Consider the following 13,606-nt stretch of genomic DNA (forward strand, 5'->3'; position numbering starts at 1 on the left):
TGGACGCGACCACTGACCGTTACCGGTTGTGGCCCCCTATACCGCTGTCCTAGCGCCGGTGCCGGGTCTCGCAGTCTTCACAAATGCCATAAAGAACCATGGCATGGCTTTCCAGCAAAAAGTTATTGTCTTTGGCAACTTTTGACTGGCGTCTTTCTATTTCCGGATCGGAAAACTCAACAACTTTTCCGCAGACTGAGCATACCAGGTGATCATGGTGATCACCATCGTCCAGTTCATAGACTGCCTTACCATTGTCAAACTGGCTTCTGGACAGAATGCCGGCCTGCTCGAACTGCGTGAGCACCCGGTAGACCGTGGCAAGGCCGATATCGACATTCTCAGAAATAAGCAGACGATAGACGTCTTCTGCACTTAAATGGCGGATTTCTGCCTTACGGAAAATATCCAGGATCTTGAGCCGCGGGAAAGTGGCTTTAAGACCCATGCTTTTGAGTTCACTGGGATCGTGTAATTCGTTCAAGGCTCGCTCGCTGATAAATGGGAGGTGGATAAGATATTGCGGAAAACACGCTTCCGACTAATTTTTGAGATTACCTGGCTAAACAATCCTATTGATTGCCCAGAACTATTATCATAACGCTTTTACGAGTCCAAATACAGGAACGTCGCCAAGTCATGAACCAAACTCGCCTTTTCCCCCGTATCCGGTATGGTCTGGTCGCCTCCCTTACAGCACTTGCCGTGCTGGGTGGTTGCGCCTCAGGAGAATGGGGTTTCCCATACAGGCCTTCTGTTCAACAAGGTAACTGGATCACCGCCGAAGATGTCGCTCTGCTGCAAAAAGGCATGACACAGGATCAAGTGCGCTATGCACTGGGCTCGACTACCCTGAAGGACATGTTCCATCCCGACCGCTGGGATTACCCCTATTATTTCAAACCGGGCTATGGCGACGCCGTACTGCGCAAGTTCTCGGTGTGGTTTGTCGACGGCCGTGTTGACCGCTGGGAAGGCGATGAACAGCCGTCATTCCAGCCTTTCGAACAGAAAGCACGCCTGTATCGCCCCGGAGACGAGGCGCCCGACACTGAAGTGACCGATCCACAAGCGCTACAGGCTGCGCCAACCGGTACAGACAGCAATGAAGTGACCACGTACCCAATGGACGACGCTGCTAGCGCAGCGCCCGTTCAGCCGGCAGGCGAGCAAATCAGTACAGAGCCTGCGCCTGGCGCAACCCGCACGCAATAAGCCAGCCGGGATGTAAATCAGCCAGTATATTACCCGGACGGCTCGTCCGGGCTGGCTGACAACGGGCCCAGGCTGCACTCCCATCATTCACCTGCATGCCTGTCGCAGGCAGCAACTTTCTTCAGGAAACACCCCACCATGCGCATTGCCATTTCCGGAGCCAGCGGCCGTATGGGCCGCATGCTTATTGAAGCCGTCCTTGCCAGCCCCGAACTTACACTTGCCGCGGCACTGGATCATGCCGGCAGCGCCCACCTGGGCGAAGACGCCGGCGCCTTTCTGGGCCAGACTACCGGCGTGCAGCTGGGCAGCGATCTGGCGGTGCTCAAAGACTGCGATTGCCTGATTGACTTCACCCGCCCCGAAGGCACCCTGGCACATGTACAGGCTTGCGTCGAGCACGATACAAAAATAGTCATCGGCACCACGGGCTTTGACGCCCCAGGCCAGGCGGCAATAGCATCGGCTGCCGAGAAAATTGCCATCGTATTTTCGCCGAATATGAGTATTGGCGTGAACGCCACGTTGCGATTGCTTGACCAGGCTGCAAAAATGCTCAACAGCGGCTATGACGTAGAAGTATACGAGGCACATCACAAGCACAAAGTAGACGCGCCTTCGGGCACGGCGCTGATCATGGGCGAAACCGTCGCCAATGCCTGGGGCAAAAAGCTGGAAGACATTGCCGACTGGAGTCGGCACGGTCACACCGGCGCGCGCAAGGATGGCCAGATCGGCTTTTCCGTGGTGCGTGGCGGCGATGTCATCGGCGACCATACCGTCATGTTTCTGGGAACGGGTGAGCGCATTGAAATTACGCATAAATCGTCCAACCGCAGCACCTATGCCCAGGGCAGCGTGCGCGCTGCGCTGTTTTTACAGGATAAGCAAACGGGCCTGTTCTCTATGCAGCAGGTCATTGGCGGCTGACACACACGCAGGGCTGAGGGCCTTTGACCCCACCATTGACACGACACTCGCGGCTGCCATCAGGCAGCCGTTTTTGCATTTGTGATAATCGCAGAAGGGATCGTGATAATGTAAACCAGCGCAGCATCTACCAGCGCGATACCATTGAAGCATCAGCCTGCCCGCAACAACTTCACACCCTCTTCGCAGCTTCAACCTCGAAACAAATCTACCACCGCCGCATGAATCATGGCACCCATAATATGGGGAACAGTGAATATGAGGAACAGTGACAGCGCCAGTCTTGATAACGGCGCTCAGATGAATCAATCAAACAGAACCGGCTCGCGCTCCAGCGTCACATCGAATTTCTGCCGCACAGACGCAATGACCGCATCGGCAAGCGCCAGGACATCTGTCGCTGTTGCGCCGCCATGATTGACGAGTACCAGCGCCTGGCGATGATGCATGCCCACACGCCCGAGCGTGCGTCCCTTCCAGCCACATTGTTCAATCATCCAGCCCGCGGCCAGCTTATAGCTACCGTCGGTTTGTCGATAAGTCACGAGTGCGGGATAGTCTGTTTTCAATTGTGATTGCTGTGCCGCCGACACGATCGGGTTCTTGAAAAACGAACCGGCGTTGCCGATGATGGCCGGATCAGGCAACTTGGCCTGCCGGATCCTGCAAACAGCATCAAAAATCTTTTGTGGCGTGGCGTTCTGTACGAGTTCTGGATCGCTTTTGAGATCAGGATAGGAGATAGTCGGCGTCCACTGCCTGGGCAGACGAAATCGCACCGCCGTGATCAGATAGCCCTGCCCTGCCGGTTTCTTGAAAAGACTGTCTCGATAAGAAAACGCACATTCCTGCGCGCTGAAAGAACGCGGCCGACCTTGGACCAGATCCCATGTGCACACACTGGCAATCCGATCCATGACCTCGACGCCATAGGCGCCAATATTCTGTACCGGGCAAGCGCCCACCGTACCGGGAATGAGTGCAAGATTCTCCAGCCCGTACCAGCCATTGCGTATACACGTAGCAACAAAGTCGTGCCACACTTCACCGCCCGCCGCTTCCACAATATATGCGTCGGGGGTTTCTTCGATCAGCCGGATTCCCTTGAGCAGATTATGCACCACAGGCCGCAACAGGTGTTCGCGCAATACCAGGTTGCTGCCGCCACCCAGCATGTAAATTCTGCCACCCGCCCTCTGGACGCATTGCGTGACCATAGACAACTGCTGTTCGCTGTCGAGCCGAAAGTAACGGGCGGCATGCGAGACCAGCCTCAGTGTATTGAGACCTGTGAGATCCTGCGTTATATCATCCCGCATCAAAAAGCACCTGCTAGTGTGAAATTAATTTGACATTATAATTAATTTACTGCTATAGTTTTGCCTCTTCGCAAAGAGATTCATGTGGCAGCAGCGATGGCTCCGTTATGGCAACGGAAACGCTCCGATGATGTATAAAAAACACAGAATCGAATTTTTGAAGACAGCAGCAAAAAAATACGTTGCATATCTCAAATAGCTTGTATATAATTTATGGCTTAGCTGATCGAGATTGCAAATGCATGCTAACGAATAATTTAACACTATTCGATTAAATGCGAAGTCATTTTCAGCTGAAAAATGCGGGAATAGCTCAGTTGGTAGAGCGCAACCTTGCCAAGGTTGAGGTCGCGAGTTCGAGCCTCGTTTCCCGCTCCAGAATTTAGAAAAGCCCAAACTTCGGTTTGGGCTTTTTTGCGTCTGCCTGCAATCAGCAGACACTCAATAACCGCGATCCAGAATTGAAACAAGGCGGCAAACAGCGGCATTCACCAAACTCGATTAATCACTCCATTCCAACCACATTGAGCCAATACTCGCAAGCGGTAATTCTCAAAATTCCTAAATCCATACGAACAACGCGAAAGCATTTTCATTTTAGTATGGAAGCCCTCGGTGATCCGTTGAATCTGGGAGACAGTCAGCACCGCCCAACCGGCGCAACTATTTGCTGGGGAGCAGTAGCGTTCGATTCAACTATCCCAGGAATAATTGCAACACCAATCTTCTCGGCTAGATTTAGTACGGCATCATAGGTTACCGCATCTTCGGTCAAGCTCCGCGACGCTCCCTGCAAGCATAACGTGCCATCGGAGATGCGCTCGCCAAACAGCATCAGGCCGAGTCATCCTGCCGCGACATCCAGGACAAACCTTGTGCCTGCGGGCACTGTTGATGAATCGCTTCGGCCCATTGGCAAGCCGGGTACTGGTCTTTTTCTGTGTCGATAAGCTGCTTGCGAGTTACACCCAGCCTGCGCAATGGTACAAACCGCCAAATTCATAAAGCTGGCGCAACGCTTAAGCCGCGCCGGTCATGAGGTTGCCTTTGTGGTCGAGGAACAGGAAGCTGCGACGTGGCACAACGCCGCACACGGTCAACCTTTCACGGCGAACGCGCGTGGCGCCGCAAGTACTGGCGCTTTTGCAGTCACGGTCTCTGCAGTGGCCAAATCACTGCGCCAGTTGCAAGAGCGGAAAGCACGCAGCTACCGGTCAAACATATCGGCTCCGCCCGGCCACAAAGGCGAAATCGCAAAGGATATATCTTCGGCGTAATGGGACGTCGGTTAGTCTTTTAACGTATCGGCCCAGTCTGCAATAGCATTCGCCGTCTCTACCGGTTTTTCCGCCGGCAGTGCATGGCTCGCATTTTCAATGACCTTTACCGTAACCCGATCTCCGAACTCTTGCTTCAGTTCGTTGCGTGATTCTGCCGGACGGAAAGGATCTGCCCCACCTTGCAGATCCAGCATAGGTACGGTGCCGCCGGCCCACCAGTCGTCCCGGTTGGTCAGCTTGCGCGCCGCGCGCTGGCTTTTGGTGACTGCCTGATGCCACCCCTCGAGCCAGGGCTGTGGGTCGCTTTCTTCGGTAAAGAAGGCTAGCTTCAAGCCCGCAAGCCGCTGCTCTCGCGTAGATGAAGGGTCGTTAATCATCGTGATGGCCTCGCTCAGTTCCTTGGGCCATGATTTGGCACCCGCCGCGACAAGCACGACGCCGCGCGCCAGTTCGGGGTGGTCTGAAGCAATCGTGCGAGCGATCCAGTTGCCATACGCATGCCCTGCCAGAATGGCGTTGTCGCCCTCGTTTTTGATGACTGCAGCAAAGTCCTTGGCAAAATCATGAAAGGAAACGCCTTCCATCGGCCCGTGACTTTCCCCGATACCGCGCGGCTCCGGTCTCAGCACACGGTAACCACGTTGCGCCAGACGCTCGGCCAATTCACCAAATTCCTCGGTTCCCCGACCAGTCGACGCAATCAGAAGAACCAGTGGCCCTTTTCCTTGCGCATGGTAGCTGATGGTCGCATCCCCGTTTTTCACCGATTTGACGGCAACCGCTTCTGCGCCCACAGTACCCATATTAAGCATTGCAATAGCGCCAATCGCAAGGGCCAAGCCCCTGAACTTTATCCTCATCTCTACACTCCCATTATTATGTATGACAATTATTCGAACTAACTTAGTACGGTAAAACTGATGGCACCTGCAGCGCTCGAATTGATCGAAGTAACTGCCGGGAGCCAATGACAAATGGCATATTTATTTATCGATACACTGCCCGCTTATCCTAACCGCTTCTACTACTTATGTCAATAAACTATGTTATTGACCTTTAGCAATTGAAATGCGGCAATTTTTACGAATGTACTTAAGTCGCTCTCGAATATTTATCAGACAATGCGGCCAACGCGATCACTTGGCATCACGTTGACCGGATCGACTGGCTGCTACTACTGATTAACCAACTTAGTCACCGGGCTTCGCTCCCTGTGCGTTGATCATGAGCATCAAATGCTTTTTCGGCGGCAGCAATTCCGTTCATGCAGGCCGGAACGCCAGCGTACACTGCTATCTGCAGCAGAATCTCTATCACCTCCTGGCGGGTAACTCCAACGTTCAACGCCGCCCGGACATGAAACTCCAGTTGTGATGGCGCGGTCCCCATTGCCATCAATGCCGCAACCGTGAGCATCTCGCGGGTTTTCAAATCTATTCCCGGTCTGGAAACAATATCGGCAAATGAAAACCCCAGGATCAGCTCTGCAAAATCATGAGTGAGTCGATCCAGCCTGGCAGAAACCTTGGCTGGCGCTGCAGGATCCAGCGACTTTAACATTGCCAGAGCGCGTTCACGCCGATCAGCGGTATCTGTGTTTGTCATACCGCCACTCCCTTCATGCCTTCCTCCGTGTACCGCTCGCCCGCAACCTGAACCCGCGCTACCGCCGAACTCAACCAATGCATTTCCTGTGCTGTCAGGGTGATCGATGCTGCGGCAATGTTGCTGGCAAGATGACTTAATGAATTTGTACCGGGAATCGGAACGACCTGATCTCCCTGCGTCAATATCCATGCCAACGCAATTTGCGCCGGGGTTGCTCCCTTGCTCTGCGCAAGCTCATCAAGAATCGCGACGAATGATTTATTTTTCTGCATATTTGCAGACTGGAAACGAGGCAACATAGCCCTCAAATCTCCCGGTCCAATTTCATCCGGGTTTTGAAAGCGCCCCGTTAAAAACCCCCGCCCCAACGGAGAATAGCCAACAAAACCAATACCCAGTTGCCTGCAGGTCGGCAACACGTCGTCTTCCACATCTCTTGTCCATAGTGAATATTCACTTTGAACCGCAGTGACCGGATGCACAGCATGGGCACGTCGCAGTGTAGCTGCGCTCACTTCGCATAAACCGATGTGCGCAATCTTGCCTTCTTCCTTGAGCTTGACCAGACCGTACATCGTCTCTTCGATAGACTGCGTTGTCGCGATTCTATGCACATAGTACAAATCGATCTGTTCAATGCCGAGGCGCCTGAGCGATGCTTCGCAGCACTTGCGGGCATACGCGGCACTATTATCGATGGTTCGACTATATTCGGAACCATTGCGTACGATTCCAAATTTCGTCGCAATTTTGATATCCGGACGCCGCGTTGCGATGAACCGACCGATGAGCTCTTCATTATGATACGGGCCATACATATCAGCCGTATCGAACATTGAGACCCCCAAATCGACAGCCCGGTCCATTACCCCCATCGCAGTCACATCATCACGGGGGCTGTAGAATTCACTCATGCCCATGCAACCCAGACCGATTGCCGAGACAGTGAAACCGTTTCCCAGAACACGGTGCTTCATATCAGTTTCTCCTTGTGTATAAATCAAATATATACGTAGTATCATGTCCCGATAACGTTCTATCAATCTATATTTATGGCAATCTATTTACCGAAAACGGAATATGCATGAGCAATCATCTGCAATGGGACGATGCCAGGGTATTCCTTGCCTTGGCCAGAACGGGCACGCTGACACGTGCAGCCAAGCAGCTTGGCGTGGGAACGGCCACCATGATTCGCCGTCTTGATCGACTCGAGTCTGCCTTGGGTGTAAGACTATTTTCCCGTCATCAAAATGGCTACTTCCTCACCGATGAAGGGCAAAGTTTGCTGAATCGGGCAGAAGGACTGGAACAGGCAGGACAGGCATTTGGGGCAGCACCCATGCATGAAGTCGCGGGACACGTGCGATTAGCAACGGCAGAAAATCTGGCCGACCCCTTCATCATCCCAGCTCTAGAGCCGCTGTATGAGATGCATCCGGATCTCACGCTGGAGCTCATAACCGGGACACAAACTGTGAATCTGCATCGCCGGGACGCAGACCTTGCCGTGCGGATGGTCAAACCCACCCAGGGCAACGTAACGCTTAGAACCATTGGAACCTTGGGATTTGGCCTTTATGGTTCAAGCTCCTATTTAGCCGAAAGAAAGATCAAGAGCGCTTCTTTTGTGCAAGACTCGGACAGCCTGATTGGATGGGTGGAAACAAGCAGTCATCTCCCGTCAGCACAGTGGATCATCAGAGCGTTAGCCGGCCGGCCCCCCAAATTAATGACCAGCAGCCTTTCCAGCCAGTTGGCTGCTGCGGTAGCTGGAATGGGCCTGGCAGTGCTTCCTCATTTTTTGGCGCGACGGCATGGCCTCCAATGTCTTGTCGCAGAATTGGGAGTCAATCAACAGATTTGGCTTGTCATGCATAGTGATCTTGTCCATTCAAGACGAATCAGGGTGGTTGCGGATTTCCTAATTGCGCTTTTTGAAAAAAATGCCGATGAACTGACATATGCAAAACCATGATTGCAAGACAGACTGTTGCTTGTGAACGATTCACCCCGCCAGTCTGTCAGCCGAAGCCTGTAGGCCCCGTAAAATACTGTCGGCTACCCGCTCAGGAAATGAGTTGCTCAGCCTGGCCCGTACATCACGTACCACCGCGGGTGTTCGGGCCACAAGGTCATCCACAACCGCTTGCGCCCCGCGCCCGTCTGGCGCTACCACACCATATCGCTCGCCCACAGTCAGCCAATGCCGTCGCTCGATTCTTCGCATCAGGTAATGTGTGTTTTTGGAGCGCACGGCCATCGCCATTTTCACCCGGAAAGGCGAAAGCTTCCCCTTCCCTTCTCCCAGAAAAGGCAGAACGGAAAGAATGTCATACAACGGCGTGAGCTCATATCCGCCGCCAGGTCTGAGGAAAACGCTGAAATTTTTCGCATGACCATCGGGCGCCCACAGCATCCAGAACAGGATTTGCGATTGGAAAAAAATGCGTTTATCACGTTCGGGATAAATAGAGGTGTCAAGCAACCTCATGATGCGATCTACGCCGGGCCCGCCATCGGCCTCATATTTCAAATGGGGTGGCGTTGCCGTGACCTGGCAAAAATCTTCCTGTGGCAACCGGACCAGCCACGGCTTGTGCTCATCATGGTCAATCCAGGCCCGATCAAATCGCGTCACGGATAACACCTTCATGTCTTCGAACTGCAGCGGCTCGCATTCAGCCACCGGCAGCCCGTAGGCGCGCAGGATCTCCGCACAAAGCCATTCGTTTTCGACGGACTCGCCCAGATCCAGTTTCATATTCCCAACCAGACCCATGGGCAGTTTGAAGATATGGCTCGTGGGTGTCGCGCCTTGTGGCCGGCACCATTGGCCCTGGAAGTGCAACAGGGCCGTTTTTTCCTGCGCGCCAGCGATAGAAATGCGCAAGTCTTCAATGTCGGATCCAGTTGCGCCGGACAAGGGGCCAGGATTGAGCGTATCGCGCAACAAGCGGGCGATCTCGGCTTCGCTCAAGGGTGTGGCCTGGACAGCGTTTATTGCCTCTGGCTGCATGCCGTCGGGCAGCAGTTGCAGGGCACCCACGCAATCGCGACCTACCTGCATCAATAAATCGAACGCATCGGTGGATCCAGTCTGGTATTGACGCGCCACCCGTTGGCGAATGTCTTTGCTGTCAGGTAGCAGATTTTCGAAGTAAGTCCGCACGGACTCCCCGCGATGCGGCGGATTGCCAGGTGCAAACGGAAGAGACAGCGAAAGCGCCCGACCGCGTGCCGAGGCGACCCAGCTGTCGGCATATTGCAGGATCTCGCCTTCACCTGGTCGAATATGCCACGTCCCGACATAATCTGCATTCATCCACAGCCCGAGTGTGCGGGCATGAGAGCGTCTTCCCATAGCGTTTACCAGGCAGAGGGGGCGATGCCGCCCGTAGCGTCAGACTCACCGCTTTTGCGTAGCACAAGGTCCACGCCCAGAATTCTGAGCAATCGCAACAATCGATCTGCACTCACCGTGTCGGCGTGGCGTTCCAGTGCAGACAAGGTCTGCTGCGTCACGCCCAGCCGAAGGGCGGCTTCGCGTTGCGTGAGCCCGGCCTCCTTACGAAACGCCTGCAGCAGCATGGGCAGCTGGGCCGATGTATGAACAGTATAGTCACGCATGCTTACCTCTCGATATTTTACAAACCATAAGCTGTAAAAATGAAATACAGTATTTAAATTGTATTTCTAGTATACATACTATATGTTGTATTTTCAATATACAAATTATTGGCTGTATTACACGCATTTAAACGACGCATACCTTCGTGTTGTTACTGCACACTCGCCTTTCGGCTATTCCCGAGATACACTTTTCGCTTACCACCACAGATATGCTCCCTGCTCCCGTCCACAGCTACGTCTTCTTGCTTGTTGCGTCTTGCTTAATCATCGGCATGCCTTGTGCTGCACAACAGGAATAATGCCAAACGGCGGGTGCTGACGCCAGACACGCCAGCCAGACTTTGTGCTTGCGTATAATACGATGTCTATTCATAGCGACATCGTGTCGGCACCAGCTGATCATGATGATTGAAATCGGTCTGGTTTGATATAGGCCGGTGCCGCATCCGTGAATCCACAATAACTTCAACAGGAATTTCCCCGTGCTCCATATCATTATGGCGGTCATTGGTCTATACGTCAGCGCGCGCGGCATCTGGCCGCTTTCGCTGAACCTGACTACCAAAATCGGGTTGACCCTTGCCGTCCTTTGCATCGCCGAACATCACCTGATCACTCGAACCTGGTTTGGCTCCATGGCCTCGCCGGAAATTCCTGGTGCGGTATTGATGCTGCTGGGGTGGCTTTTCTGCACCCTGCTTTTACTGGGTTTTTTCATTCTCGTAAAAGACTTGCTGGGGATCGTGACCTATCCCTTATCAGCCGAAACAGGTCGTGTGCTGCTGGCCTCGCCGCGGCTGCTTTTTGCTATTACTATTATCACACTTGTGATAGCCGCTATCGGCGTCTGGAATGCAGTGAAGGTCCCAAAAGTAAAAAAGATTGAGATTGCATTGCCGGGGCTGCCAGCAGCCTTTGATGGCTTTCAAATTGTGCAATTGACCGATTTGCATGCCAGCCGCCTGCTGCAGCAGCCATGGATGGCGGCTGTGGTGGATCGTGCCAATGCGCTCAACCCTGATCTGACAGTGATCACCGGTGACATGGTCGACGGCACGCCGCAGGCAAGAGCCGCCGATGTCAAACCCCTGCAATCGCTGACCGCCAAATACGGTGTACTGGCCATACCAGGAAATCATGAATACTATTCCGGATATCAAAGCTGGCTATCGGCATTCAACGACCTCGACCTACAAATGCTCACTAACCAGCACGTTACCATCACCCACGAAAACCAGCAGATCGTGGTGGCCGGCATTACCGATCACGCGGCGGCTCGCTTCGGCCTTCCCGACCCGGATATCGCTGCCGCCCTGGAGGGCGCGCCAACAGACCAAACCGTTATCCTGCTGGCCCACCGCCCGGTGGGGGCGTCTGTCCATGCAAAGGCAGGCGTTTCGCTGCAACTGTCGGGGCACACGCACGGCGGTCAGATTTTAGGCGCGCACGTACTTACCAAAATGGCCAATGAGGGTTTCGTCAACGGCATATACGATGTTGATACCATGAAAATGTACGTCAGCATGGGAACAGGTTTGTGGAACGGGTTTCCCGTCCGGTTGGGACGCCCATCCGAGATTACACAGATCGTGCTTCGAACCAAAAGTTAAACAACACCGGGTTCGAATCATTCATCGGCTGGCCTGGCACATGCAATACATGCCTGGCCAGACCGACCACCCCCGGGATACAAGACAGGCTTACGCCTTCAGAAACAAATTCCATCAGCACCCGGATGAAGGTATTGACCAATTTTCTCAATACTCTGCCGGGCCTCCCGGCGTTAACAACATCTGCCTGTCTTCCGCAATCACCTTTCTTGACAGTCACAGAATTCAACTGCACGCTCTCAAAGGCTGTTCCAGACCTGACACAGTTCATGGCTTTGTTCATAGCCACGCGATAAATTACAGAAATCACTTTTGTGATTGCACAAAAAATTACACCGCCTTGTCATTATTTTTATGTTAAAGTAAATTTCAGCTACTTGTAAGATTTTATATTCTGCTTACGCCAAGTCCTCCCGGCAGATTGATCACCGCCGGTGAGAGAATATTAAGCGCTGCCCTGCGGGGCATAATGCACCAGCCGCGCCAACCATACCCATTCTGCCCACATCCATTGACGGGACAGTATGCAGCACCCTTAGCAGCACCTTGATCTCCAGACGTCACAGCGCATGTGCGCCCAGCATTCATCTTTGTTTGACATTGGTTTTGTTTAACAGCAAGGGATTCAGATGACTGATCAGAGCCAGAACCAGGCCAGACCACAACCCCAGCTCTCGGTTTTTGACGCTGTCACTATTGTTGTCGGGCTGGTCGTCGGTATCGGCATCTTCCGGACCCCCTCAATTGTTGCGGCCAATGTTGCCTACGAATGGCTGTTTATCCTGGTCTGGATTGTCGGCGGGCTTGTCACACTCGTGGGAGCACTGTGCTACGCCGAACTGTCTGCGGCTCATCCTCATGCCGGTGGTGAATACCATTTCCTGTCGCGCGCCTATGGTCGCTCCGTTGCCATGATGTTCGGCTGGGCGCGCTGCACTGTCATTCAGACTGGCGCTATCGCGACGGTTGCTTTCATGCTTGGCGACTACTTGGCGCAAATCGTTCCTCTGGGGCCGTACGGCCCGTCCCTCTATGCGGCCATATCGGTTATTGTTCTGACCGGCGTCAATTTCATTGGCACCACCGAAGGCAAGAACCTGCAGATCGTCGTCACCTTCATCGAAATTGCAGCAGTCGCCGCTATCATTCTGTTTGGTCTTCTGGGCTCGGGTCAGGCGCCGGCCGCAACGCAAAGCGCCGCCCCGGAAACCGCCGCACTTGGCATGGCCATGATATTCGTGCTGCTCACCTATGGTGGCTGGAACGAAGCGGCCTATTTGACCGGCGAACTCAAGGATGCGCCACGCAACATTGCCAAAGTACTGACATTGGGCACCCTGATCCTGGTAACGCTTTATGTACTGACCAATCTCGCGTTGCTCTCGATTCTGGGCCTGGAGGGGCTGCGGGCATCCAATGCTGTTGCCGCAGATATGATGCACGTGGTTGCTGGAGAACCCGGCAGGCTCACAGTGACTCTGGCCATTATCGTTGCAGCGATCTCTACCCTGAACGCAACCATTTTTACGGGCGCCCGGGTTTTTTATGTCATGGCCCGCGACATGACCATACTCAGATGGGTTGCGATCTGGGACAGCCGCGGCAAAACGCCGGCCAACGGCCAGCTTCTGCAAGGTACCATTGCCCTGGCGCTCATAGCCATGGGAGCCATCACCCGTGATGGCTTCAAAGCCATGGTGGACTATACGGCACCCGTTTTCTGGGCCTTCATGCTGCTGGTCGGGCTCTCGCTGTTCGTGCTTCGCTGGCGCCATCCTGAACGCGTCTTGCCCTACAAAGTCCCCTTTTATCCCATCACTCCCATTCTGTTTTGCCTGAGCTGCCTGTACATGTTCTACGCCAGCGTCGTTTACACAGGCGTGGCTGCGCTAATTGGGCTGGCCGTACTTGCCGCGGGCGCACCCATTCTTCTGTTCCGGATCAGGGACGATGAGGAACCGGACAACCCGCATTCACAAACTGAAATCACCGCTTTGAAGTAATCACATAA

At 53.7% G+C, this 13,606-nt stretch carries 13 protein-coding genes, 1 tRNA gene and 1 pseudogene; 6 read left to right on the forward strand and 9 right to left on the reverse strand.

The window, feature by feature from the left end; all coding sequences use genetic code 11:
* Nucleotides 1-49 precede the first annotated feature (49 nt).
* Nucleotides 50-484 carry a ferric iron uptake transcriptional regulator gene (gene fur / locus CAP48_RS15750; RefSeq protein WP_255411720.1) on the reverse strand — a complete coding sequence of 145 codons (435 nt, stop codon included), beginning with the start codon at nucleotides 482-484 and terminating at the stop codon, nucleotides 50-52.
* Between the two features lie 155 nt (nucleotides 485-639).
* Between fur and CAP48_RS15755 the strand changes: the two genes are divergently transcribed.
* Together CAP48_RS15755 and dapB are read left to right on the forward strand one after the other, a co-directional pair.
* The gene (locus tag CAP48_RS15755) at nucleotides 640-1,215 is read left to right on the forward strand and encodes an outer membrane protein assembly factor BamE (RefSeq protein ID WP_100698380.1); all 576 of its coding nucleotides are present in this window, start codon (nucleotides 640-642) and stop codon (nucleotides 1,213-1,215) included.
* 138 nt (nucleotides 1,216-1,353) lie between these two features.
* Nucleotides 1,354-2,145 (forward strand): 4-hydroxy-tetrahydrodipicolinate reductase, encoded by a 792-nt coding sequence (gene dapB, locus CAP48_RS15760; RefSeq protein ID WP_100698382.1) that lies wholly within the window; start codon nucleotides 1,354-1,356, stop codon nucleotides 2,143-2,145.
* A gap of 305 nt (nucleotides 2,146-2,450) precedes the next feature.
* Here the strand turns inward: dapB and murB are convergent, their stop codons facing one another.
* On the reverse strand, nucleotides 2,451-3,464 hold the full coding sequence (gene murB, locus CAP48_RS15765; protein ID WP_100698384.1) for a UDP-N-acetylmuramate dehydrogenase: 1,014 nt from the start codon (nucleotides 3,462-3,464) through the stop codon (nucleotides 2,451-2,453).
* Nucleotides 3,465-3,766: 302 nt separating this feature from the next.
* Here murB and CAP48_RS15770 point away from each other — a divergent pair.
* Nucleotides 3,767-3,842: transfer RNA gene (locus CAP48_RS15770), tRNA-Gly, on the forward strand.
* Between the two features lie 110 nt (nucleotides 3,843-3,952).
* Here CAP48_RS15770 and CAP48_RS15775 read toward each other — a convergent pair.
* The 4 genes and pseudogenes from CAP48_RS15775 to CAP48_RS15800 form a co-directional block, all read right to left on the reverse strand.
* A pseudogene (locus tag CAP48_RS15775) lies at nucleotides 3,953-4,084 on the reverse strand (transposase); the annotation flags it as partial.
* 668 nt (nucleotides 4,085-4,752) lie between these two features.
* Entirely contained in the window at nucleotides 4,753-5,583 is an 831-nt protein-coding gene (locus CAP48_RS15790) for an alpha/beta fold hydrolase (protein ID WP_242444517.1), read from the reverse strand.
* A gap of 355 nt (nucleotides 5,584-5,938) precedes the next feature.
* Entirely contained in the window at nucleotides 5,939-6,349 is a 411-nt protein-coding gene (locus CAP48_RS15795) for a carboxymuconolactone decarboxylase family protein (RefSeq protein WP_100698390.1), read from the reverse strand.
* Nucleotides 6,346-7,329: an aldo/keto reductase gene (locus CAP48_RS15800; protein WP_100698392.1), complete on the reverse strand. Its 984-nt coding sequence runs from the start codon at nucleotides 7,327-7,329 to the stop codon at nucleotides 6,346-6,348. The genes CAP48_RS15795 and CAP48_RS15800 overlap by 4 nt, the downstream gene beginning before the upstream one ends.
* Nucleotides 7,330-7,436: 107 nt before the next feature.
* Here CAP48_RS15800 and CAP48_RS15805 point away from each other — a divergent pair, with 107 nt between their 5' ends.
* Nucleotides 7,437-8,330 carry a LysR family transcriptional regulator gene (locus CAP48_RS15805; protein WP_100698394.1) on the forward strand — a complete coding sequence of 298 codons (894 nt, stop codon included), beginning with the start codon at nucleotides 7,437-7,439 and terminating at the stop codon, nucleotides 8,328-8,330.
* A gap of 30 nt (nucleotides 8,331-8,360) precedes the next feature.
* Here the strand turns inward: CAP48_RS15805 and CAP48_RS15810 are convergent, their stop codons facing one another.
* Nucleotides 8,361-9,716 carry a type II toxin-antitoxin system HipA family toxin gene (locus tag CAP48_RS15810; RefSeq protein ID WP_100698397.1) on the reverse strand — a complete coding sequence of 452 codons (1,356 nt, stop codon included), beginning with the start codon at nucleotides 9,714-9,716 and terminating at the stop codon, nucleotides 8,361-8,363.
* Nucleotides 9,717-9,721: 5 nt separating this feature from the next.
* Entirely contained in the window at nucleotides 9,722-9,982 is a 261-nt protein-coding gene (locus tag CAP48_RS15815; RefSeq protein WP_100698398.1) for a helix-turn-helix transcriptional regulator, read from the reverse strand.
* Nucleotides 9,983-10,467: 485 nt separating this feature from the next.
* Here CAP48_RS15815 and CAP48_RS15820 point away from each other — a divergent pair, with 485 nt between their 5' ends.
* On the forward strand, nucleotides 10,468-11,595 hold the full coding sequence (locus CAP48_RS15820; RefSeq protein ID WP_100698400.1) for a metallophosphoesterase: 1,128 nt from the start codon (nucleotides 10,468-10,470) through the stop codon (nucleotides 11,593-11,595).
* On the opposite strand, the gene CAP48_RS20125 is transcribed toward CAP48_RS15820, so the two are convergent.
* Nucleotides 11,564-11,878, reverse strand: coding sequence for a hypothetical protein (locus CAP48_RS20125; protein ID WP_153045718.1), 315 nt, complete (start codon nucleotides 11,876-11,878; stop codon nucleotides 11,564-11,566). The two genes, CAP48_RS15820 and CAP48_RS20125, sit on opposite strands and share 32 nt — an antisense overlap.
* 346 nt (nucleotides 11,879-12,224) lie before the next feature.
* Between CAP48_RS20125 and CAP48_RS15825 the strand changes: the two genes are divergently transcribed.
* Nucleotides 12,225-13,598 (forward strand): APC family permease, encoded by a 1,374-nt coding sequence (locus tag CAP48_RS15825; RefSeq protein WP_100698401.1) that lies wholly within the window; start codon nucleotides 12,225-12,227, stop codon nucleotides 13,596-13,598.
* The last annotated feature ends 8 nt before the right edge of the window (nucleotides 13,599-13,606 follow it).

Source organism: Advenella sp. S44, from assembly GCF_002810445.1.
In the GTDB taxonomy this organism is placed as follows: Bacteria; Pseudomonadota; Gammaproteobacteria; order Burkholderiales; family Burkholderiaceae_B; genus Advenella.

Bases quoted from the DNA above. Each gene is read 5' to 3' on its own strand.
- CAP48_RS15755 (WP_100698380.1), top strand. From the start codon at position 640: ATGAACCAAACTCGCCTTTTCCCCCGTATCCGGTATGGTCTGGTCGCC.
- dapB (WP_100698382.1), top strand. From the start codon at position 1,354: ATGCGCATTGCCATTTCCGGAGCCAGCGGCCGTATGGGCCGCATGCTT.
- murB (WP_100698384.1), bottom strand. From the start codon at position 3,464: ATGCGGGATGATATAACGCAGGATCTCACAGGTCTCAATACACTGAGG.
- CAP48_RS15795 (WP_100698390.1), bottom strand. From the start codon at position 6,349: ATGACAAACACAGATACCGCTGATCGGCGTGAACGCGCTCTGGCAATG.
- CAP48_RS15800 (WP_100698392.1), bottom strand. From the start codon at position 7,329: ATGAAGCACCGTGTTCTGGGAAACGGTTTCACTGTCTCGGCAATCGGT.
- CAP48_RS15805 (WP_100698394.1), top strand. From the start codon at position 7,437: ATGAGCAATCATCTGCAATGGGACGATGCCAGGGTATTCCTTGCCTTG.
- CAP48_RS15810 (WP_100698397.1), bottom strand. From the start codon at position 9,716: ATGGGAAGACGCTCTCATGCCCGCACACTCGGGCTGTGGATGAATGCA.
- CAP48_RS15815 (WP_100698398.1), bottom strand. From the start codon at position 9,982: ATGCGTGACTATACTGTTCATACATCGGCCCAGCTGCCCATGCTGCTG.
- CAP48_RS20125 (WP_153045718.1), bottom strand. From the start codon at position 11,878: ATGAACAAAGCCATGAACTGTGTCAGGTCTGGAACAGCCTTTGAGAGC.
- CAP48_RS15825 (WP_100698401.1), top strand. From the start codon at position 12,225: ATGACTGATCAGAGCCAGAACCAGGCCAGACCACAACCCCAGCTCTCG.